This is a genomic window from Curtobacterium sp. GC_Cur_3, from assembly GCF_026544205.1.
GTDB lineage: Bacteria > Actinomycetota > Actinomycetes > Actinomycetales > Microbacteriaceae > Curtobacterium.
On sequence record NZ_JALNUI010000024.1, the window covers coordinates 19755 to 41035 of the forward strand.

Here is a 21281-nt window from a genome sequence, read left to right on the forward strand (position 1 = left end):
CAGGAAGCGGGCGAGGGTCACGAGCAAGCTCGCGATCCCCAACCACGGGACCTGACGCCTGGGCCGGCGCTCGTCGTCGTGTGACATCGAGGACCTCCTGGTGTCGTCGCCGGTGGACACGAGGAGCAGTCGGCCAGGGGTGTGGAGCCGAGCGGGCTCGGCTACACTTCTACCCGAGCGGTGACTCGGGGAAGCGTCTTTTCCCCTGGCTTTCCACTCGGAGAGCGAACCGAAGCCCGGAACTGTTGTCGCAGTTCCGGGCTTCACTCGTTCGCCCTGGGGCAGCGGTCCGGCGATCGCACGGCCCCGCCCACAAGCCTACCGATACTGGAGTATCAGCAGTGTGCGGGCCTCCTCTCTCAGGGGATCGGGATGGGTTCTGCGGGCGCTGCACTGCTTCGATGCTGAGCGTTCACATGTGAGGACGCAAAGGTCGGTTCATGGCGAACCTCTCTCGGATCATCGGCATGGCCTCGAAGGTCATCGACAAGCAACTGCAGCAGCGTGGGCAGGGGGAGCGCTCCGGCGGGCAGCTGCCAGGCGAGCAGCAGTCCGGCGGCACGGACTGGCGCAGCGTCGTGCGGAGCGCAGCGGACAAGCTCACTGGGGACGACCGCGGCGGCCAGCAGCGCCCGCCGCAGCTGCACGGCCAGCAGCAGCAGTACGGCCAGCCGCCCCAGCAGTACGGGCGGCCGCGCAGCACCGGCCCTGCTGATCACGACAAGGTCGCCCTCGCGAAGTACGACTACCTCCTGCGCACCTCGTCGCCGGAGCAGCTCGAACAGGTCCACCACGACGCCTTTGCTCGACTCACCCCCGAGCCGCGTCAGCAGGTCCTGCAGCGCATGAACGCCGAGCTGCCGCCGCACGAGCGCGTCGAGGACGACTCGGCAGGCCCGATGGCTCGCGCGATGACGCGCGGCGAGGTCGGGCGCCCCGGACTCATCCGCCGGGTCCTCGGCGGCGGGAACGGCACCGGCACGGGCAACCGCGGTCGCATGGGAACGATGGCCGGTGGCGCAGCGGTCGGCGCCGGGGCGATGGCGCTCGGCGGGATCGCCGTCGCGGTCGCTGGCGGAGCGGTCGTCAGCGCCGCTGCTGCGCCGGTCCTCGCGGGGGCCGCCGACCTGGGCGTGGACTTCGAGGGCATCGCGTCGGGCATCGGGGACCTCGGGCTCGCTGACCTCGGCGGTGGCGTCGAGGGCTTCGCGGCCGAGGGGGAGCAGCTCCTCGGCGGTGTGGGTGAGCACGTGTCCGGGTTCGGCGAACAGGCGTCCGGACTCGGCGAACAGGCGTCGAACCTGGGCAGCGACTTCCTCGGCGGGCTCTTCGACCGCTGACCTGCGCCGGTGCGCAGCGCACCACAGGACGGACACGGCACCGTGCATCTGCACGGTGCCGTGTCCGTTCTGCAGTGTGGCAGCGGGATCGATCAGACGGCGATGCGGCCGCCGTCGACGGGCAGGACGGCGCCGTGCACGCGGACGGATCGAGAACGACCGGTCCACCCCGCGCCGCGGAATGTTGCGTCGTGCGTCACCGGCTGTCTCCGTGCGCATGGGGGCGGTGCCAGGATGGACGCCGCCCGGCCTGGATCGGCCGTGAGCCCCACAGCACCGACCTCTCGAGGAGCACCACGTCATGAGACGCTCGAACCGACTGACCATCACCGCGGCCGTCGCCGCAGCCGCAGCCCTGGTCCTCACCGGCTGCTCGGGCGGCGGCGCGTCGGACGACGCGTCCTCGGGCACGAGCAAGGGCGGGACGTTGAACATCCTGACCACGGCGACGGCGGTGCACCTCGACCCGGCGACGAGCCAGAACCTCAACATCACGACGCTCGGCCTGGTGCTCCGTCGCCTGACAGCGTGGGACGTGCAGCCGGGGAAGACCGCGAAGGTGGTCCCGGACCTGGCGACGAACACCGGCGACTCGAGCGACGGCGGCAAGACCTGGACCTACCACCTCAAGAACGGGCTGAAGTTCCAGGACGGCTCGACCATCACCACGAAGGACATCAAGTGGGGCATCGAGCGCTCGTTCGCGCCGACCCTCCCCGGTGGTCTGAGCTACCACAAGTCGCTGCTGGTCGGAGGCGACACGTACCGGGGTCCGTTCGACGGCAAGACGCTCGACAGCATCGAGACGCCGGACGACTCCACCATCGTCTTCAAGCTCACCGCGGCCTACGGCGACTGGCCGTGGATCGTCTCGATGCCGGCGTTCGCCCCCGTCCCCGACGGGGACGGCACGGACACCGGGGCGTACGACGCCAAGCCGGTCGCGAGTGGTCCGTACGAGGTGCAGGCCAACCAGCAGGGGTCGCAGATCACCCTGGTCCGGAACAAGCAGTGGAGCGCCAAGACCGACTCGGTCCGCACCGCCGGCCCGTCGAAGGTCGTGTTCAAGGAGTCGCAGGACCCCTCGACGGTCACGCAGACGCTCATCGCCGACAACGGCGACGCGAAGAACTCGTTCGGTGCCACGTTCCTGGGTGCGGCCGAGCTGAACCAGGTGCGCGCCAACCCGTCCGCGCAGGACCGGCTCGCGACGTCGAAGGCCGGTCCGCTCCAGTACCTGGCGATCAACACGCAGCGTGGCGCCCTCAAGGACCTCCAGGTGCGCAAGGCCCTGCAGTACGCGGTCGACCGCAAGTCCTACCGGATCGCCTCGGGAGGAGCCCTCGCCGGCAGCTACGCCTCGACGCTGATCACGCCGGGCATCGCCGGCCGGAAGAGCTACGACCTGTACAAGCCGGGTGCGAGTGGTGACGTGGCGAAGGCGAAGCAGCTGCTCGAGAAGGCCGGCGCGACCGACCTCAAGCTGACGCTCGCGACGCAGAACGACCCCGCGAACCTCTCCGAGGCCCAGGCGCTGCAGGCCGGGCTCAAGCGAGCGGGCATCGCCGTCACCCTCAAGCCGCTCGACATCGACTCGTTCTACACGGCGACGACGGACGGCACCGACTTCGATCTGGCGCTGTTCAGCTGGCAGCCGGACTTCCCGAGCGCGAACGCCAACATCCAGCCGCTCTTCGCGTCGTCGGAGATCGGTGGTGGCCGCTACAACGTCTCGAAGTACAGCAACCCGGAGGTCGACGCGCTCATCGCCAAGGCGACCAGCACGATCGACCAGCAGGACGCACGGAAGCTCTGGGCCGAGGCCGACCGGAAGATCATGGCCGACGCGCCCGTCGTCCCGCTGACCTACGCCAAGCAGTCGTTCCTGGCCGGGTCGAACGTGCAGGACTTCCGCGTCGCGGACTTCCCCGCGTACCCGAACTACCTCAAGGTCTCGCTCGCCCAGTGAGCGACCCCATCCTGCAGGTCGAGGGGCTCCGCGTCGCGTTCGGCGACGCGGAGCCCGTCGTGCGTGACGTCTCCTTCGCGCTGACGCCCGGCCGCGTGCTCGCCCTGGTCGGGGAGTCCGGCTCGGGGAAGTCCGTCAGCGCGATGAGCGTGCTCGGGCTCCTGCCGCCCCAGGCCCGGGTCTCCGGCAGCGCCCGGTTCCGCGGCGAAGAGCTCGTCGGTGCGTCCGTGGAGTCCCTGCGCGCGGTTCGCGGTGCGGGCATCGGCGTGGTCTTCCAGGAGCCGATGAACTCGTTCACACCGGTGCTCTCGATCGGCACGCAGATCGCCGAGGCGGTCCGCGCGCACCCGAGCGGCCTCGACCGAGCCGGGGTGTCCGCCCGCATCGACGAGCTGCTGCGCTCCGCCGGCCTCGACGACCCGGCACGCATCCGACGGGCGTACCCGCACGAGCTCTCCGGCGGGCAGCTGCAGCGCGCGATGATCGCGATGGCGCTCGCCGGAGACCCCGTCGCGCTCATCGCGGACGAACCGACGACGGCCCTCGACGTCACCGTCCAGGCGGGCATCCTCGACCTGCTGCGGCACCTCTGCCACGAGCGCGACCTCGCGGTCCTGCTCATCACGCACGACATGGGCGTGGTCGCGGACGTCGCCGACGAGGTCCTCGTCATGCGCCGCGGCGAGCCCGTCGAACACGGCGCGGTCGCCGACCTGTTCGCGGCCCCGCAGGCCGCCTACACCCGAGCTCTGCTCGCCGCCGTCCCCGCCCTGGAGGCTCGGCCCGCGTCCGCCCCGCCCGTCCAACCCGCCACGGGCCCGGCCGAGTCTCGCCCCACCGGACAGGATGCGGCGCACGACGCCCGCGATCTGTCCGCCGGGCCGAGTCTCGGCGACGGTGGGCGCGGGGCCGTGGCCGGGGTGGCGCGTCCTGCGGACGCGAGCCGCGAGGCGGAAGCGGGCCGAGCCTCCCGGCCGGTGGTGGCGCGACTGCGCGACGTGAGCGTGCGGTACGACCGGCGCGGCGCGCCGACCGTCTCGGGCATCGACCTGGAGCTGCTGGCCAGGGAGACGCTCGGGCTCGTGGGGGAGTCGGGGTCCGGCAAGTCGACGGTGGGGCGCGCGCTCGCGGGCCTCGTGCCGGTCGTGGCCGGCAGCGTCGAGGTGGACGGCAGCGACCTCCGGACGGCGCGCGGACGACGGCTGCGCGAGGTCCGCAGCCGCGTCGGCATCGTGTTCCAGGACCCGGCGTCGTCACTGAACCCGCGACAGACCATCGGCTGGAGCATCGCCGAACCGCTGCTGGTGCACGGCTCCACGCCCGCCGAGCGGAGCAGCCGCGTGCGCGACCTGCTCGAGGCCGTGCAGCTCGACCCGACCTGGGCGGAGCGGTTCCCGCACGAGCTGTCCGGCGGGCAGCGGCAGCGTGTGGCGGTCGCTCGGGCCCTCGCGCTGCGGCCGGCGCTGGTGGTCGCCGACGAACCGACCTCGGCGCTCGACGTGACGGTCCAGGCGGCCGTGCTCGACCTGCTGTCCGCGCTGCAGGACGACTTCGGGTTCGGGATGCTGCTCATCAGCCACGACCTCGCGGTGGTGCGCCAGCTCGCGGACGAGGTCGTCGTGCTCCACGACGGCCGCGTCGTCGAACGTGGCCGCACCGAGACCGTGCTCGACGACCCGCAGGAGGACTACACGCGCATGCTGCTCGCCGCCGCCCCCGTGGCCGACCCGGCACGCCAGGCTGCCCGCCGTGCCGCGTGGCGCCGACTCGTGGAGGTGGGACCGTGACCGCGAACGTCGTCGAGCGGCCCGTCGCCGCCTCCGGCCGGTCGACCGGGTTCCGCGCGGTCGTCCGACGTGTCCGGCAGGACCGCTGGGCCGTCACGAGCGCGGTCGTCATCGCGGTCTTCCTGCTCGTCGCCGTGCTCGCTCCCGTGATCGCCGGCCTCAGCGGACAGGACCCGTACAGCTACCACATCGGGGCGCTCAACTCCTTCGGGGCACCGCGCGGCGCCCTCGGCGGGGTCAGCGGCACGCACTGGTTCGGCGTCGAACCGCTGACCGGACGCGACCTGTTCGCGATCGTCACGTACGGCGCGCGGACCTCGCTCGGCATCGGCCTGGCGGCGACCGCGATGTCGATCGTCATCGGCGTGCTCGTGGGCGTCACGACCGGGTTCTTCGGCGGCTGGTACGACCGGGTGCTGAGCCGGGTCGTCGACGTGATGTTCGGGTTCCCGTCGCTCGTGTTCATGATCGCGCTCACCGCCATCGTGCCGACGTCGTTCCCGAAGCCGCTGCTCGTCGTGCTCGTCATCGGGTTCTTCGGGTGGCCGGCCGTCGCGCGGGTCATCCGCGGGCAGACGCTGTCGCTGCGGTCGCGGAACTACGTCGTCGCCTCGACCGCGCTCGGCGCCGGGCGGTGGCACGTCATCCGGACGCAGCTGTTGCCGAACCTCGCCGCGACCATCACCGTCTACGCGACGATCTCGATCCCGTCGATGATCGGTGCCGAGGCCGCGCTGTCGTTCCTCGCCGTGGGCGTCACCCCGCCGACGCCGTCGTGGGGTCGCAGCATCGGCGACGCGATCGGCTGGGTGCAGACCGACCCGATGTACCTGCTGTTCCCCGGCATCGCCCTGTTCCTCGTGACCCTGGCGTTCAACGTGCTCGGCGACGCCCTGCGCGACGCCCTCGACCCGCGCGGAGGCACCCGGTGACCGCGTTCCGCTTCGTCCTGTTCCGCGTGCTCGGCGCCGTGGTCGTGCTGCTCGTCGTCGCCGCGGTGACGTACGCGCTGTTCATGCTGCTGCCGACGAACCCCGCACGTGCCATCTGCGACAAGCCCTGCACCCCGGACCGGCTGCGCGAGGTGCAGGCGTTCCTCGGCACGGACAAGCCCTGGATCGCCCAGTTCGGCGCGTACCTCGGCGGGATCGTCACGGGTCGGACGTTCGGCACCGGCGCCTCGGTCATCCACTGCGCGGCACCCTGCTTCGGCTACTCGTTCCAGCTGCACGACAGCGTCACCTCGCTCATCCTGACCCGGCTCCCCGTCACGGCCTCGATCGCCGTCGGTGCCGCCCTGCTGTGGCTCGTTGCCGGCGTCGCCGGGGGAGCGGCCTCGGCGCTGCGCCGCGGGTCCCTGCTCGACCGCACCGTGATGGGCATCGCCGTCGCGGGGGTCTCCGCGCCGTCCTACCTGGTCGGGCTGCTCGCGATCCTGCTGTTCGGGTTCGTGCTCGGCGTGCTGCCGACCAGCGGGTACGTGCCCTTCGCCGAGGACCCCGTCGGCTGGTTCACGCACCTGGTGCTGCCGTGGTGCGTCCTCGCGTTCATCAGCGCCGCGATCTACGCCCGCCTGACCCGGGGCGAGATGCTCGAGTCGATGTCGCAGGACTTCGTCCGGACGGCCCGCGCGAAGGGCCTCCGCGAGCGCCAGGTCGTCGTGCGGCACGGGCTGCGGACGGCGATCCTGCCCGTGGTGACGCTGTTCGGGCTCGACCTCGGGTCGCTGCTCGGTGGCGCCGTCATCACCGAGAAGGTGTTCTCGATGCAGGGCCTCGGGGCGCTGCTCATCGACGCGGTGCACACCCTCGACCTGCAGGTGGTCGTGGGCTTCACGCTGTTCTCGGCGTTCCTGGTGGTCACCGCGAACGTGATCGTCGACGTGGTCTACAGCGTGGTCGACCCCCGGGTGCGGCGGCGCGGGTAGGCGGGGCGCTCGCGTCGTGCCGTGCGGCGCCCGCGTCGTGCGGCGCCCGCGTCGTGCGAGGTTGCGCACCCCGTGCGGCGCTGTCGGCCCGCACGGGGTGCAGAACCTCGCACCAGCCAGCTGGCCGCGCACGGTGCGAGCCGCCGCGGCCACCCCGAACCGCCCGCCCGACCCCTCAGAAGTACGTGATGCCGTGCGGCGTCCGCGGAGGCAGCAGCATCGCGCGGAGCCGGAGCGCCGCATCGTCCGACGCCCGGAGCAGTCCGGCGGCGGCGAGCGTCACCGGGGACACCGAGCCGATCAACAGCGCACCGAGGTCGGCCACGTCGAGCGCGACGTCGACCGCGATCCCGTCGACCTCGCCGAGGACGTCCGAGGACACCCGCGTCACCGAGCCCACGCCGGACACCACGTCGAGCCGGTACGTGCCGGTCGCGAAGCCCATCGCGTCGGACACCGCGAGCGTCACCGAGCCGTCGACCGCATACGGCCGCGAGGACAGCGTCGCCGCCACGTCGAGCACGCGCAGCCAGACGTGGTCCTCCTCGTGGTCGACGTCGTACGCCCGGTTGTCGGCGAGCGCCGCCACGATCGGGTCGTCGAGCCGCGAGCGCTTGTACTGCACCACGTCGTTGAGGTCGATCGAGAGCAGGAACTCCCACATCGAGAGGTAGGCGGCGTCGTCCGTGTAGACGATGTCCACGATCTCGACCGTGGTCTCGCCGCCGCTGTCCTTGACCTTCCACGTGACGTAGCCGTCGATCTCGTCGGTGCCCTCGGCCCGGTGCACGGCGCCACGGACGTCCTTCGCCTTCTCACCGTCGCCGGTCAGCGCACCGAAGACGACCGGCCACGTGCCGGAGTTCCGGACCATCGAGCCGGGCGTGCGCTCGTGGAAGCGGTCGAAGACCCCGCGTCCGACGCCGTCCGCCAGCCAGGACAGCGGCACGACGGTCACGGTGCCGGAGGTCGGTGCCAGGAACGGCAGCGCCCGGTTCCGCCGGACGCTGACGGCCCGCTCGCGGATCGCGCTGCCGAAGCCGAAGCGCCGGTAGATCGTGCCCTCGGACGCGGTGAGCGAGGCGAGCGCGTAGCCGTCCTCGACACCGCGGGTCAGCGCGTGCGTCATCATCGCGCGGAGGATGCCGCGACGGCGCTCGGTCGGTCGGACCGTGACCCCGGTGATGGCCTGCGTGTCCACGCGGGCACCGTCGCCCCAGCTCAGCCCCTTGCGGAGCCAGGTGAAGGTGCCGACGGGCCAGGTCTCGTCGACGGAGCCCGGGAAGGGCTCGCGGAGGTACACGCCGAGGAAGGTCTCCCCGTCCTCGACGAAGTTCGCCGCCATGCGCGCGGCGGACTCGGGCGACAGGGTGCCCTCGTGGAAGCCCATGCCCACGGCCTCCATCCACGGGGCAGTGCGGGCGTCGGGCGCCCCGTCGGCGTCGGTGCCGGGGGTGAACTCGCGCAGGTCGAAGCGGTCGCTGAAGTCGTCGTTGATCGGTGCCACGCTCCGACCCTATCGGGGCCGTGTCGGCCGGATCGAGTGACCGGGATCAGACCGCGGCGACGACGAGCCAGGCGACGAGCGAGAAGCCCGCCGCGCGCAGCAGCGAGGCCGCGACCGGCCGCCGCCGCCACGTCGCGACGAACTCGGCGATCGCCGCGGCGAGCGCCGTCAGCGTGACCACGACCACGATCCCCGGCAGCGGGTGTCCGACGAACCCGGCACCGACCTGGTGGAACGCGACGATGCCCCACGGGACGATCCCGACCGCCGACCCGAGGCCGAGTGTCACGCGCGAGCCGCCGACCGACCGCTCGTCGCGGCGCTGGACCAGCGCGAACAGCACGCCGGCCGACGCGAGGGCGTAGACACCGACCAGCGCGCCGACGTCCCGGACGCCGTTGAGCTGGGCGATGACGAACACGGTGATCGGCGTGGTCAGCAGCGGGTCGAGCGCACCGGACCACCACGACGACGTGCCCTGCCCTCGCGGCGACGTGCCCTGGCCTCGCGACGACGTGGCCCATGCCAGCGCGGACAGTGCGAGCACCACGACCATCGCGACGCCGAGGTCCACGTGCGAGAGCGTCGTCGTCGGCTGCCCGTCGAGCGTGACGGTCACGGCCCGCACCGTGTGCTCACCGAGCAGGACCACCAGCAGCGCACCGACCGCCTGGACCGCCATCAGGATGCTGATCGTCCTGCCCCGTGCGCCCATGTCTTCAGAGCCTGCCACCTGGAGCACACCCGGGTTCACGGGGACCTTGACCCGCACGCCGGAGACGAGGACGATCACCGCATGAGCCTCTTCATCACCTGCCCGGTCGAGAGCGTCGAGCGGGCGACGACCTTCTACCGGGCACTCGGCTGGACCATCGAGCCCAGCATGTCGGGCGACCAGGCCTCGTGCTTCGCCATCGCCCCGGAGCAGTACGTCATGCTCACCAGTCGCGAGATGTACGCCAGCGTCGGCGGGGTCGAGGAGCTCGTGGGCGGACCGGACACCCCGTCGAAGGTCACCGTCTCGTTCGACCTCGACAGCCGTCAGGCGGTCGACGACCTGGTCGAGCGTGCGGCAGCGGCCGGCGGGCGCGTCGGCGACACCGACGAGTACCCGTTCATGTACCAGCGCCAGTTCGACGACCCGGACGGCTACCACTGGTCGCCGTTCTGGATGGACCCGGAGACACCTGCGGCGCCCTGATCGCGGTGACCACCGGACAGGAGGCCCGGTGCCAGCCCGCACCGGTCCTCCCGTCCGGTGGGTGGTCGCGACCGTGTGCCGTCACGGCATGCGCCGGGCGGCCTCCTGGGCGACGACCTGCTCGCGGTCCGGCATCTGCCGGAGCTGCTGCAGCGGCCGCGTCATGCGGGTGTTGCCCCGGAGTGCTGGCTCCGCTCGGTCGAGGAACGCCCAGTACCCGGCCGTGAACGGGCAGGCGTCCTCGCCCAGCCGTTTCGTCGGGTCGAACCGGCAGCCGCCGCAGTGGTCCGTCATCCTGTCGATGTAACGCCCGCCGGCCGCGTACGGCTTCGTGGCGACCACCCCACCGTCCGCGTGCTGCGACATCCCGATGATGTTCGCGGGCATCACCCAGTCGGTGCCGTCGACGAACACGTCGGTGAACCACTCGGTCAGCTCCACGGGGTCCCAGCCGCGCTGCAGCGAGAAGTTGCCGAGGACCATCAGCCGCTGGATGTGGTGCAGCCAGCCGTGGTCCCTGGCGTCGTCGAGCGCGGTGGACAGGCAGACCGCGTCCACCTCGGAGGAGTCGAGTTCGCGCCACCAGCGGGGGAGCGAGGACCCACGAGGCCGCGCGTCCCCCGGCGTTGCGTCCCTCGGCGTTGCGTCCCGACGCGTCCCGAGTGCCGATGCCTCGGCGCCGTACGCGTCCCCGAGCCACCAGTAGAGGTGCCAGACGTAGTCGCGCCAGCCCGCGACCTGCCGGACGAAGCCCTCGACGCTGCCGATGGGGGCACCGCCGTCCTCGTACGCGCGGACCGCTGCCGTGACCGCGTCGCGCGGGTCGAGCACGCCGAGGTTCAGTGGCACACTCAGCAGCGAGTGCGCCATCGTCCGGTCGTTGGTCAGGACCGCGTCCTCGTACGGTCCGAAGTCCCCGAGCCGGACCTCGAGGAAGTCCTCGAGCGCCGCCCTGGCCTCGTCGGCGGTGACGGCGAAGCGGCGGCGGTCGTCCCGTCCGACGAACCGCACGACCCCGTCGCGCTCCCACCGGTCGAGGTCCTCGCGCACCTCGGCGTCGACCTCGTCCTCGTCCTCCGTCGGTGTCCACGGTCCGGGCAGCCCGAGGGTCGTCGCGCCGCGCGGTGGGGGCTGCCGGTTGTCGGCGTCGTGGCTGAAGACACCGCCGACCGGGGCGGTGCCGTCCATCAGCCAGCCCTCGCGCCGGCGCACCTGCTCGTAGAAGGCCTCCATCAGGAACCGCCCGCCTCGGTCGCGGGCCCAGGCGCCGAAGTCCTCCTCGGAGGTGACGAACCCGCGACTCGGCAGGACCCTCAGGCCGTGCTCCCGGACCTGCCGACGGAGGGTCCGCGACGGCGGGTCCACGACCTCGAGGTCGTCCTGTCCAGCGAGCACGTCCTCCAGCCGGAGGACCTTGACGTGTTCCGCCCGGTCGTCGAGCTCGCGCACCCGGTGGCGGAGGGCGCTGAGCCACAGGTGCGCCTTGGCCCGGTGCACGGGTCGGGCGGTGAAGAACTCGCGGGCCTCGACGACGACCGCGGGGCCACCGTCGTCGAACACCGGGCCGTACTGGCCGGGGAGCACGAGGCGGCGGCGCGGCGAGTCGGTCACCTCGCGGACGCTACGCGGTCCGCCCGCATGCGTGCCCGCGTGCCCGTGCCGCTGCCGCTGCCCGTGCCGCTGAGATCGCACTTCGTGTCGCCTGGCACGCGCCGGACCCGACACGAACTGCGATCTCAGCGGGGGCGGTCAGTCGGTGGCGCCCGCGGGCGGGTCGACCAGCAGCGCGACGCGGTCGGTCAGGTACTCGACGAGGGGGACGGCGGCGCCGGAGCTTGGCGACCACCGGACGAACGGCTCGTCGTCGCGCAGGAACAGGACCCCGTCGGCGTGGCCGAGCGTGTCGTCGAGGGGGATCGGTGTCGCGCCGTGGTTCACCGTGTCGCCCGCGTCGAAGCGACCACGGACCGCTGCCGCACGGTAGGCCCGACGGGTCTCGGCGGACACGGACACGAACTGCGCCCGCCCGGGGTCGGCGACCCGGGTGATGGTGCCCGTCGCCCAGACCCGGCCGCCGGTCTCCAGGGACGACCCGAGGAGCAGCGCCCCGACCCGCCAGACCCGACCGAGCGGGCGCATCGTCGGCTCGCGGCGGATGCCGAGCACCGCCTTCGGCTGGACGTACTCGCCGAGTGCCTCGTCCCGGACACCGGCAGCGCGCAGTTCCCGGGCGGCGTCGTCGACCAGTGCCTGCGCCCGTGCCACACCGTCCGTCACGACCCCAGAGCCTAGACGCGGGGCTCCGGCACCGGCCGCAGCGAGCGGGCGGGGTACGTGCGACTGGACCGGTACGCGGTCGGTGCGGCGTTCCATGGCCGGGCAGCGTCGCCCGCACCGGGGACGCCGACCCGACGACGAGGACCGTCCCAGTGCCCCACGCATTCGACCCCGAGCACCTCCGCCCTGTCAGCCTGCGAGCCGTCGCCGACGCGGTCGGAGGCAGCGCGGTCGGAGGCAGCGCGGTCGGAGCCACTGCGTCGGCGGGCGACGTCCTCGTCACGGGCTTGACGGTGAGCACCGGGGACGTCCTGCCGGGCGTGCTGTTCGCGGCGCTGCCCGGACGCCACCAGCACGGCGCGGACCACGTCGATGCCGCCCGTCGTGCCGGCGCCGTGGCGGTCCTGACCGACACGGCGGGGCAGCCGACCGCGGCCGCGAGCGGGCTCCCCGTCGTCGTGGTGCCCGACGTCCGGACGGTCCTCGGTGCCGCAGCCCGCGCGGTGTACGGCACGGACGACCTCGGTGTCCCGATGCTCGGGGTCACGGGCACGAACGGCAAGACCTCGACCGTGTACGTGCTCGACGCGCTCATGCGGCGGCTGGGGTGGCCCACCGCGCTCACGTCGACCGCGGAACGGCGGGTCCGGGACGACGCCGTCGCCGCGCGCCTGACCACCCCGGAGGCGCCGGAGCTGCACGCCTTCCTGGCCCGGGCCGCCGAGCAGGGCGTCCGGGGCATCGCGGTGGAGGCCAGCGCCCAGGGCCTCAGCCGACACCGGCTCGACGGCGTGCGGTTCGACGTCGCCGGGTTCACGAACCTCAGCCACGACCACCTCGACGACTACGCCGACATGGACACGTACCTCCGGGCGAAGGCGGCGCTGTTCACCCCCGAGCACGCGCGCCGCGGTGTGGTGTCGGTGGACAGCGCCGCGGGCCGGACGATCGTCCGCGACGCCGGCATCCCCGTCGAGACGATCACCTCGCTGCCCGGCCAGGACGCGCCCTGGCGGGTTGCCGTGCTCGACCAGCGGCTGGAGGGCACGCGCTTCCGCCTGACCGGGCCGGACGGCACGGACATCGTCACCGAGGTGCCGTTGCTCGGCCGACACATGGCGGCGGACACCGGTCTCGCGATGGCGATGCTGATCCGCGCCGGCGTGGAGCCGGAGCGCCTCCGGGCCGCGATGGGGGACCGGCTCGAGGTCGTCGTCCCCGGTCGGATGTCCGACGCCTCGGCACCGACCGGCCCGCGGGTGTTCGTCGACTTCGCCCACACGCCCGACGCCTTCGCGAAGAGCCTCGAGGCCGTCCGCGCCGTCGCACCCGCGCGCGTGGCGATCGTCCTCGGCGCCGACGGGGACCGCGACCCGACGAAGCGGCACGGCATGGGTGTGGTCGCGGCGACGGCGGCCGACGTCGTCGTGGTCGCCGACCACCATCCCCGCTTCGAGGACCCCGCACCGATCCGGGCGGCGATCCTGGCCGGGGCACGGTCGGTCGGCTCAGCGGCGATCATCGTCGAGGAGCCCGACCCGGCGACCGCGATCCGGACGGCGCTCGCCGCGATCGGTGACGACGGGGTCGTGTACTGGGCAGGACCGGGTCTCACCGACTACCGGGACGTCCGCGGGGAGCACGTGCCGTACTCGTCGTTCGAGGACGCCCGCGTGGCGCTCGCCGAGGCGGGTCACCCGGCAGAGGAGACCGTTCCGTGCGGCTGACCCGTCCGCCGGTAGCCGGCGACGTGCCGCGCCCCTGAGCGTCGAGCGCGGCGACGGCGACGACGGGCCGCTGAGACGGTGCCGGCGATGATCATCACCGCGCCGTAGGTGAGCAGCACCGCGGCGACCGTCGGGACGAGCCAGCTCCGCGACCCGTTGACGAGCTGGTTGACCCAGCCGATCCCGGGGACGCTGTACCAGACGACGCCGCACACCTGTGCGGGCACCACGACTGCCGCGTCCGCCACGGCGTTGTTGTCCCCCTTCAGCACGAAGGTCCTGGTGCCGTCCGAGGCGGTCGCGATCGAGACGACGCGGTGGCTGACGACCTCGGGCTGTCCCGACGTGATCTGGTAGGTCACGACGTCGCCGACGTGGACGTCGTCGACCGGGGTCGGCCGGACGACGAGCAGCGTGCCCGGGGGCAGCGTCGGCTCCATCGACTGCGTCAGGACGGTCAGCGGCGTCGACCCGGTGGCCTTCGGGATCACGATGACCACGAGGGCGATCCCGACGACCGCGAGCAGCAGTCCGGTGCTCACACCCAGGGCGACCGCGTGCAGTGCCGCCCGCCAACCGGTGCGCCGCGTCCGCGGGGTCGGACGACGGATCGAGGCCGGACGTCGAGTCAGGGTCATGCGCCGCATCGGATCGCCGCTCCGTCGTTCTGCGTGAACAGGGTCACCGGGCCGCTGCCGGCGACGGTCGAGGTCGGCGCTCCGGTGCTGTCGACGACCTTCACCACGACGGTCGAGGTGCCGGCGGGGACGGACGACGGGAAGTCGCTCGGTGCGAGCTGGATGGACCCGGAGTAGTCCTGCGACGTCTGTCCGACCATCGTGTCGCCGACGTAGGCGGCGTACCAGGTGTCGGCCGGGCGGGAGGACGCCGGCCAGGTGAGGTCGACGTAGTTGCCGTCGTGGTCGGTGCACGTCGTGGCGGGGGACGCGGTCGTCGCCGCGGAGGTGGTCAGGTAGAACCCGCCCGTGACGGGAGCGGAGACCCAGGACCCCCAGCTCGTCGTCAGGGTGACCCTGATGTTGGCCGTCGCCGGGGTCGGGGCGGACGCCCGCGGCGTGCTCCTGGTGCACCACACCACCTCGGTGTGGGCGGCGAGCGTCGTGGTCATGCTCGGCAGTGACGCCCAGGTCCCGGAGACCGATCCGCTGCCGACGGCCGCGCCGTCGGTGCAGTCCGCCGTCGTGGGGACCGGCCAGGCGACGACGTCGATGGCCTGCGCGAGCGCGGACGAACTGTCACTCGTGACACTGACGGAGGTCATCGTGGTTCCTCGCAGGTTCTCCGAGTTCATCAACGTCAGGGGCTTGGTCAGCGAGGTCACCGTGCTGGAGAACGTCGTCGTGAGGTCCTGCGCGCCCTTGATCCCGGCGGCGACCTTGCCGATGGTGGTGCTCGACGTCGCGTTCGCGGTCGCGGTCCACAGCGCCCACGCGGCACTCGAACCGCCGACGACCAGCGCCAGGCTCAGCAGCGCGGCGAGGAGCACGCGGACACGGCGGCTCACGGTGCGACCTGCGTCCCGGTCACGGTCAGCGTGAAGTCGGTCACGGCACCCGACACGCTCTGGGGCGCGTCCATCGACAACACGATCTCGATGCAGCCCATGCCGGAGGCGCCCGGGGGCAGCGTGTAGTAGCCGCTGCCGGTGTCGAAGGTCGCGAGCGGACCGGTCGCGCCGGAGATGCCCGCGTGGCACTCCGCCGCCGAACCGACGGACGCGAGCCGCAGGGTCTGCGCGCCGAGGACGACGTCGTCGGTGGTGTCGGCGTAGGACACCTTCGTCGCGGTGATGGCCACGCGCATCGAGAGCGGGACCGTCCCGGTGTTCCGCACGGTGAACGTGCCCGTCGTACTGGACCCCGGGCCGATCGCCGTCTGGTACATCGGCGACAGCGGGCTCACCGTGAGCGTCGCGGTCCCCGACCTGACGACGGACGACTTCGTGCTCGCCGAGGCGTTCCACAGGGCGTAGGTCCCGCCGGTGCCGAGCACCGACGCGACCACGGCGACCGCCAGGGCGAGCGCGGTGGCCCACACCCAGCGATGACGCGACGGCGCACGGTGGCGACGTCGTGATGTGGTCGAACTGGTCATTTCCCGTCACCCCCCGGTGAACATGGTCGTGGTGGTGGAGCCGGCGCGGTCGACGGATCAGGGACCGACCGCGCCGGTGATCAGGAGCCGATCGCCGTCTGCGTCAGCGTGAAGGCGAGCGCACCGACGTTGACGGTGCCGTTCTGACCGGTGGTGGCCGTGGAGGGCAGCTCGATCGTGAAGACGACCTTCACCGCCGAGGTGCCGGCGGCCGGGGAGACCACGAAGGTGTTGGTCGAGGAGGTCGACTGCACGACCGACGCACTCGACGACGTGACGGCGAGGGTCTTCGTCGTCGCTGCGATCAGGCCGGAGTCGCCCGTGATGCTCTGGTTGGCGTAGGTCAGGTTCGCCTTGAGGTCCTGGCCGGTCGCGGCGATGTTCAGGGTCTGCGTGAACTGGTACTTGTTGCCCGGGACCATGAGCACGGACGCGGGGTTGATGGTGGCCGAGCGGCCGTTGGTCAGGTCGGTCCACACGCCGTCGTTCGCAGCCGTGAGGGTCAGGGTGCCGGAGCTGATGGACGACGCCGCGCTCGAGGCGTTGGCGTTCCAGAGCGCGAAGCTGCCCGCGCCTCCGAGGAGGAGGGCGATGCCGGCGGCGCCGGCGAGGGCACCCGTGACGATCTTGTGCATGGTGGATCCGTTCCTGCGCTCCAGGGAGCGCTGAGGCCGCCGGCACGGTGATTCGGGTTGCGTGCAGGCGGGACGGTGTCATCGACCCCGTGGTACGAGGGTCGCGGCTGACCGGTGCCGAGCGGGACCGCCGGGCTCCGGAGCTCAGGGCGGCTCGGGCGGGCTGGATTCCGTCTGACATCGACGCTACCGGTCCCCCAAAGTGCTGACAACAAAGATGATGCGTCTGAATGGACCCAAAACGGGGGTGATTTCCGTCCCCAGGAGTGCCGACGCGATCTGTACCCCGTTTCGGCTCCAGTGCCCAAGGAATGCCACCCGGACCCATGCGGTTGCATCGACCGGAATCGAGGAGGGGACCATGGGCATCGTGCGCTGGTTGTTCGACGCGCAGATCGTCATCGGGGACCAGACGGTGCTCTGGCGCGAGGTGATCGGCAACGTCTTCGGGCTGCTCAGCGCGCTCGGCGGCATGCGTCGCCGCATCTGGGCCTGGCCCGTCGGCATCGTCGGCAACGCCCTGCTCTTCACGGTCTTCATGGGCGCGCTCTTCGACACCCCGAACCCCGTCAACCTGCTCGGGCAGGCCGGCCGCCAGGTGATGTTCATCATCGTCAGCGTCTACGGCTGGTATCGCTGGACGCACCGCCCCGCCGAGTCGGTCACCGTGATCGACCCGCGCTGGGCCTCCTGGCGGACGCGCGGGCTGCTCGTGGTCGCCCTGGTCGGCGGCACGGCGCTGCTCACGCCCGTGTTCCGCGCACTCGGGTCCTACGAGCCCGTCTGGTCCGACGCCTGGATCTTCGTCGGGTCGCTGCTCGCGACGTACGGCATGGCGAAGGGCTGGGTCGAGTTCTGGCTGATCTGGGTCGCCGTCGACCTGGTCGGGGTGCCCCTGCTGTTCTCGGCCGGGTACTACGCCTCGGGGCTGATGTACGTCGTCTACGGCGTCTTCACCCTCACCGGGTTCTTCGTGTGGATGCGCCAGCGCACCCGCCCGTCCGCCGCCCCGGTCACCGTCGGCTGACGCCGGGAGCTCTGACCGGCAGCACCCCCCGCACTGGGACGCGACGTCGACCCCTCGCGTGCGGTGAGATGTCCCCTGTGCAGACACTCACCGAGGGACTCGCCGACGGGACGCTCGACGCCGAGCAGCCGTTGCCAGAACAGACCATCGCCGAGCGCCTCGTCCGTGCCGCGATCCGCGCCTACCGGCTGCACCCCTTCAACGACGTCGACGCCGCGGTCGTGGCGGACGTCGCCGGGCTCCCGCTCGACGCCGTCTCCCGCGCGTTCCCGACGTGGGACGCCCTGCTCCTCGTGACGTACGACCACTGGACGGCGATGCGCGGTTCGACCCGTCGTCGGACCCCCACCTGCACGATCGAGCACGTCCGCCAGATGCTCGCCGAGGACGTCGCCGACCCGGGCCGCGTCCGCGTGCTGGCCGGCGTGATCAACATGGCCGGTGCCGGCACGAGCTTCGCCGACCTGTTCCGGAAGCGATACCAGGACTACGTCGTCGGGCTCACCGTCGGCCTGCAGCGCGACGTGGACGCCGGCATCGAGTCGATCGTCGTCGCGCCCGAGCGTGCCGCGACGCAGCTCCTCGCCGTCTTCGAGGGCCTGCAGATCCAGATGCTCATCCGTCCGCACCTCGACGCACTGACGGAGTTCGAGCACGCCGTGCGTGCGCTCCGCGAGGGCTGGCGTCGCCGCCACGTGCCCGCCTGGGACCTCGGTTCCGTACCGGCGTGGGACCTCGGCTCGGTGCCGACCTCCCCGATCCTCCCGGCCTAGTACGCACGGTCACCACTGACAGCCTGGAGGCCCGGTGCCAGCTGGCACCGGGCCTCCAGCCCGTCATCGGGTCGCGTCGGAGCCGCGACCGGTCAGGAGCGTCGCCAGGACGCGATCTGGCGCAGCGTCACCTTGGAGCCGTACTGGGCGACGGAGTGCCGGAAGAGGTACTGCGCGAACCAGAGCAGCAGGACCGCGACGCCGAAGACCTCGACGATGCAGACGACGGACTCAAGCGGGGACAGCGCCCCGACCGCGTTCCGGACCATCGCGGTGATCGGGGTGAACGTCGGGAAGTACGTGAAGAACGCCACGACCGGGCTGGTCGGGCTCGTCATCACGAAGAACGCCGCGTAGACGGGGATGATCAGCGCGAAGATCGCCGTGGACTGCAGGGCGGAGGCGTCCTTGATCGAGGGGACCGCGGCACCGACGGCGACGAACAGCGCCGAGGCCAGCAGCACCCCGCCGACGAGCAGCAGCGCACCGACGAGCATCCGCCACGGGTCGATCGTCACGTGGCCGACCCGACCGGCCAGCAGGGGCACCACCACCACGAGCGACAGCAGTCCCGGCACCATGAAGACGCCGATCTGCACCAGGCACACCAGCAGCATCGCCACGACCTTGCCGCGGATGAGGTCACCGGCGGTCACCGTGGTCAGGATCATCTCCGAGATCCGGTTCTCCTTCTCCTCGACGACGACCGTCACCATGCGGGCGGCGAGCAGGATCACGAGCCCGAAGAACGCGGCGACGTAGAGGAGCGGCGGCACGATCGACAGCCAGCCGGGGGCGACCCGGCCGTCGGCGTACGCCGTGACGTCCGCCGACGGTGGTGACCGGAGGAGCGCCACGGCCTCGGGGTCGTCGACGCCCGCGGCCACGCTCTGCTCGAGGACACGCTGCGCGAGGGACGCGTACGCGTTGTTCTCGAACAGGCCGCGGTCCGTCGCGGTGACCCGGATCGACTCGGTCGAGGGCTTCGCCGGGAACACGACGAGGGCCTCGAGCCGCCCGGCGACGACGTCCGCGCGGTCCCCGGACTCGTCGTCCGACGGGGTCCCGCCCCAGCGTGCGGCGACGGACTCGGAGACGAGCCCCGAGCGGTCGACGTAGTGGAACGGGGTCTTCGTGGCCGACGCCCGCGAGAGCGCGGAGTCGGTGCCCGCGGCCTGCCCGACGCCCACCAGCAGCGACACGAGGACGACGACCAGGGGCAGCGCGAGGGTGCCGATCCAGAACGCCGGCTTCTTGACCGCGCGGGTGAACTCGAACCGGATGACGGTGCCGATGCGGCTCATCGTGCGCTCCTGGCGGTCTCGTCGACGAGGGCGTCGTGGCCGTAGACCTGGACGAAGATCTCGTCGAGGGGGATCTTGCGCATCTCGAAGCCGGTGACGTGCACGCCGGCACCGACCAGTGCAGCGAGGATGTCCGACCCGTCGGGCGCCGCGGTCGTCGACGGGACGAGGTAGGCGACGTGGCCCTCGTGCCGCGCGAGCTTGTACAGGGGGGAACGGGGGACCGGTCCGCGCAGCGAGACCTTGGCGACCGCGCCACCGAAGGCGTCCTGCACCTCGGGGATGGTGCCGTACGCCGCAGCGTCCCCGTCCTTGAGCAGCAGGATCCGGTCGCACAGCCGCTCGACCTCGTCCATGTGGTGGGTCACCAGGACGACGGTCGCACCGTCGGCCTTCCGCTCGTCGACCAGGTCGAGGAGGAGCCGGCGGTTCACCGGGTCGAGGCCCTTCGTCGGCTCGTCGAGGATGAGCAGGCGCGGGCGGTCCATGATCGTGATGCCGAGCTGGACCTTCTGCTGCTGCCCGCCGGAGAGCTTGTCGACCCGGAGCTTGGCCTTGTCCGCCAGGCCGACACGGGCGAGGTAGTCCATCGACCACGCCGTCGCGGCCGGGCGCTTCATGCCGCGGAGGGCGGCGAAGTACGTCATCACGTCGAGGACGGACTCCTTGCGGTAGAGCCCACGTTCCTCGGGCAGGTACCCGATCCCGCCGGTCGCCGGACGGTAGGGGCGACCGTCGATCGTCAGCGTGCCCGACGTCGGCGCGGTGATGCCGAGGAGCGCGCGGATGGTCGTCGTCTTCCCCGATCCGTTGCTGCCGAGGAGCCCGAAGGTCTCACCGGGCGCGACGTCGAACGACAGCCCGTCCACCACGGCACGGTCCCCGAACCGCATCACGAAGTCCCGCACGCTGATGCTCGCCCCGGCCATGGAGCCCCCTTCTCGCTCCGCTGACCCTACCGGCCGCGCGTGTGGCCCACCTTCCCAGGCACTGCCGACCCAGGACGGGCAGGCTCGTCTTCGAATGAGAGGACCTCACATGGATCGCATTCGGCGTCTGCCGCTCCCGGCACTGCTGCCGATCATGTTCGTCGTGGTCGGCGGGCTGTACTTCCTCATCGGACTGGCGGGGGACTCCTCGCACGAGCACGTGCTCGCGCGGCTCATCGGCGCACTGTTCTACGCCACGGGCATGACCGTCGTGTTCGGCATCCTGATCGCCGTCCGGCGTCGGAAGGCCGGAGGCGCCGACGCCGTCACGGCGATGCAGCGCACGATCCGCACCGGCGCAGTGCCGGCAGACGCTGACACCGCGACGTGGATCCCGGAGCTCGAGCGCTACCGGGTCCGGTACCGCCGCAACCGCTGGGTGGTCCCGGTCGTGTTCGTGCTGTTCGCCGTGACCTGCGTCACGCTGGCGATCTCGGCTGGCCCGGTCTGGTGGCTGTTCCTCGTGCTGTTCGCCGGGCTCTGCGTCTACTCCGTCTGGGAGACCCGCCGGGCGCTCCGGAACCTCGACGCGTCGCTCGAGGAACTGCGCCGCCGCCCGATGACCTCGGCTCCCGTGGGCTCGACTCCCGGGACGCCGCAGCCGACGGCGGGCGCCGTCTGGACCCTGCCCGGCGACGAGGCACCCCGACCGTAGGACGCATCCGCGGCGGTGACGGATCTGGTTCGCGATCCTCGGGGTGCG

The 21281-nt window shown here is 72.0% G+C and carries 20 protein-coding genes; 10 read left to right on the top strand and 10 right to left on the bottom strand.

From position 1 onward, the window contains the following. Window positions 1-440 precede the first annotated feature (440 nt). The 5 genes from OXR63_RS13295 (at window position 441) to OXR63_RS13315 (ending at window position 7023) form a co-directional block, all read left to right on the top strand. A complete protein-coding gene (locus OXR63_RS13295) occupies window positions 441-1340 on the top strand; it encodes a cation-transporting ATPase (RefSeq protein WP_267424015.1) in 900 nt (299 codons plus the stop codon). Window positions 1341-1641: 301 nt separating this feature from the next. Beyond that, window positions 1642-3309, top strand: coding sequence for an ABC transporter substrate-binding protein (locus OXR63_RS13300; protein ID WP_267424016.1), 1668 nt, complete (start codon window positions 1642-1644; stop codon window positions 3307-3309). Beyond that, window positions 3306-5096, top strand: coding sequence for a dipeptide ABC transporter ATP-binding protein (locus OXR63_RS13305; protein ID WP_267424017.1), 1791 nt, complete (start codon window positions 3306-3308; stop codon window positions 5094-5096). The genes OXR63_RS13300 and OXR63_RS13305 overlap by 4 nt, the downstream gene beginning before the upstream one ends. After that, a complete protein-coding gene (locus tag OXR63_RS18465; RefSeq protein ID WP_267424018.1) occupies window positions 5093-6028 on the top strand; it encodes an ABC transporter permease in 936 nt (311 codons plus the stop codon). The genes OXR63_RS13305 and OXR63_RS18465 overlap by 4 nt, the downstream gene beginning before the upstream one ends. Then, a complete protein-coding gene (locus OXR63_RS13315; RefSeq protein ID WP_267424019.1) occupies window positions 6025-7023 on the top strand; it encodes an ABC transporter permease in 999 nt (332 codons plus the stop codon). The genes OXR63_RS18465 and OXR63_RS13315 overlap by 4 nt, the downstream gene beginning before the upstream one ends. A 175-nt stretch (window positions 7024-7198) precedes the next feature. On the opposite strand, the gene OXR63_RS13320 is transcribed toward OXR63_RS13315, so the two are convergent. Together OXR63_RS13320 and OXR63_RS13325 are read right to left on the bottom strand one after the other, a co-directional pair. Next, complete coding sequence (locus OXR63_RS13320) at window positions 7199-8530, bottom strand: GNAT family N-acetyltransferase (protein ID WP_267424021.1); 1332 nt, start codon at window positions 8528-8530, stop codon at window positions 7199-7201. 46 nt (window positions 8531-8576) lie between these two features. Beyond that, entirely contained in the window at window positions 8577-9323 is a 747-nt protein-coding gene (locus OXR63_RS13325; RefSeq protein ID WP_267424023.1) for a hypothetical protein, read from the bottom strand. Window positions 9324-9326: 3 nt separating this feature from the next. Between OXR63_RS13325 and OXR63_RS13330 the strand changes: the two genes are divergently transcribed. Continuing rightward, window positions 9327-9731: a VOC family protein gene (locus OXR63_RS13330; protein WP_267424025.1), complete on the top strand. Its 405-nt coding sequence runs from the start codon at window positions 9327-9329 to the stop codon at window positions 9729-9731. Window positions 9732-9812: 81 nt separating this feature from the next. Here OXR63_RS13330 and OXR63_RS13335 read toward each other — a convergent pair whose 3' ends face one another. Further along, complete coding sequence (locus OXR63_RS13335; protein ID WP_267424026.1) at window positions 9813-11342, bottom strand: cryptochrome/photolyase family protein; 1530 nt, start codon at window positions 11340-11342, stop codon at window positions 9813-9815. A gap of 138 nt (window positions 11343-11480) precedes the next feature. Next, the gene (locus tag OXR63_RS13340) at window positions 11481-12008 is read right to left on the bottom strand and encodes a hypothetical protein (protein WP_267424028.1); all 528 of its coding nucleotides are present in this window, start codon (window positions 12006-12008) and stop codon (window positions 11481-11483) included. Window positions 12009-12160: 152 nt separating this feature from the next. Between OXR63_RS13340 and OXR63_RS13345 the strand changes: the two genes are divergently transcribed. Then, complete coding sequence (locus OXR63_RS13345) at window positions 12161-13735, top strand: Mur ligase family protein (protein ID WP_267424030.1); 1575 nt, start codon at window positions 12161-12163, stop codon at window positions 13733-13735. Here OXR63_RS13345 and OXR63_RS13350 read toward each other — a convergent pair. The 4 genes from OXR63_RS13350 to OXR63_RS13365 all read right to left on the bottom strand — a co-directional run bounded on the left by OXR63_RS13350 (window position 13702) and on the right by OXR63_RS13365 (window position 16485). After that, window positions 13702-14373 carry a signal peptidase I gene (locus OXR63_RS13350; protein ID WP_267424032.1) on the bottom strand — a complete coding sequence of 224 codons (672 nt, stop codon included), beginning with the start codon at window positions 14371-14373 and terminating at the stop codon, window positions 13702-13704. The two genes, OXR63_RS13345 and OXR63_RS13350, sit on opposite strands and share 34 nt — an antisense overlap. Beyond that, a complete protein-coding gene (locus tag OXR63_RS13355; RefSeq protein WP_267424034.1) occupies window positions 14370-15260 on the bottom strand; it encodes a hypothetical protein in 891 nt (296 codons plus the stop codon). Before OXR63_RS13355 ends, OXR63_RS13350 begins: the two co-directional genes overlap by 4 nt. Next, window positions 15257-15850: a TasA family protein gene (locus tag OXR63_RS13360; protein ID WP_267424036.1), complete on the bottom strand. Its 594-nt coding sequence runs from the start codon at window positions 15848-15850 to the stop codon at window positions 15257-15259. Before OXR63_RS13360 ends, OXR63_RS13355 begins: the two co-directional genes overlap by 4 nt. Window positions 15851-15930: 80 nt before the next feature. Further along, the gene (locus OXR63_RS13365) at window positions 15931-16485 is read right to left on the bottom strand and encodes an alternate-type signal peptide domain-containing protein (protein WP_267424037.1); all 555 of its coding nucleotides are present in this window, start codon (window positions 16483-16485) and stop codon (window positions 15931-15933) included. Between the two features lie 361 nt (window positions 16486-16846). Here OXR63_RS13365 and pnuC point away from each other — a divergent pair, with 361 nt between their 5' ends. Next, window positions 16847-17512 carry a nicotinamide riboside transporter PnuC gene (pnuC, locus tag OXR63_RS13370; RefSeq protein WP_194661748.1) on the top strand — a complete coding sequence of 222 codons (666 nt, stop codon included), beginning with the start codon at window positions 16847-16849 and terminating at the stop codon, window positions 17510-17512. Between the two features lie 77 nt (window positions 17513-17589). After that, window positions 17590-18285, top strand: coding sequence for a hypothetical protein (locus OXR63_RS13375; RefSeq protein ID WP_267424040.1), 696 nt, complete (start codon window positions 17590-17592; stop codon window positions 18283-18285). 92 nt (window positions 18286-18377) lie between these two features. Here OXR63_RS13375 and OXR63_RS13380 read toward each other — a convergent pair whose 3' ends face one another. Next, window positions 18378-19589 (bottom strand): ABC transporter permease, encoded by a 1212-nt coding sequence (locus tag OXR63_RS13380; protein ID WP_267424042.1) that lies wholly within the window; start codon window positions 19587-19589, stop codon window positions 18378-18380. Next, entirely contained in the window at window positions 19586-20518 is a 933-nt protein-coding gene (locus OXR63_RS13385) for an ABC transporter ATP-binding protein (protein WP_267424044.1), read from the bottom strand. Before OXR63_RS13385 ends, OXR63_RS13380 begins: the two co-directional genes overlap by 4 nt. Window positions 20519-20627: 109 nt before the next feature. Here OXR63_RS13385 and OXR63_RS13390 point away from each other — a divergent pair, with 109 nt between their 5' ends. Then, on the top strand, window positions 20628-21233 hold the full coding sequence (locus OXR63_RS13390; protein WP_267424046.1) for a hypothetical protein: 606 nt from the start codon (window positions 20628-20630) through the stop codon (window positions 21231-21233). The last annotated feature ends 48 nt before the right edge of the window (window positions 21234-21281 follow it).

Coding starts and splice junctions, on each gene's coding strand:
- OXR63_RS13350 (WP_267424032.1), bottom strand. CDS start 14,373: ATGACCCTGACTCGACGTCCGGCCTCGATCCGTCGTCCGACCCCGCGG.
- OXR63_RS13380 (WP_267424042.1), bottom strand. CDS start 19,589: ATGAGCCGCATCGGCACCGTCATCCGGTTCGAGTTCACCCGCGCGGTC.
- OXR63_RS13365 (WP_267424037.1), bottom strand. CDS start 16,485: ATGCACAAGATCGTCACGGGTGCCCTCGCCGGCGCCGCCGGCATCGCC.
- OXR63_RS13385 (WP_267424044.1), bottom strand. CDS start 20,518: ATGGCCGGGGCGAGCATCAGCGTGCGGGACTTCGTGATGCGGTTCGGG.
- OXR63_RS13390 (WP_267424046.1), top strand. CDS start 20,628: ATGGATCGCATTCGGCGTCTGCCGCTCCCGGCACTGCTGCCGATCATG.
- OXR63_RS13300 (WP_267424016.1), top strand. CDS start 1,642: ATGAGACGCTCGAACCGACTGACCATCACCGCGGCCGTCGCCGCAGCC.
- OXR63_RS13295 (WP_267424015.1), top strand. CDS start 441: ATGGCGAACCTCTCTCGGATCATCGGCATGGCCTCGAAGGTCATCGAC.
- pnuC (WP_194661748.1), top strand. CDS start 16,847: ATGGGCATCGTGCGCTGGTTGTTCGACGCGCAGATCGTCATCGGGGAC.
- OXR63_RS13330 (WP_267424025.1), top strand. CDS start 9,327: ATGAGCCTCTTCATCACCTGCCCGGTCGAGAGCGTCGAGCGGGCGACG.
- OXR63_RS13360 (WP_267424036.1), bottom strand. CDS start 15,850: ATGACCAGTTCGACCACATCACGACGTCGCCACCGTGCGCCGTCGCGT.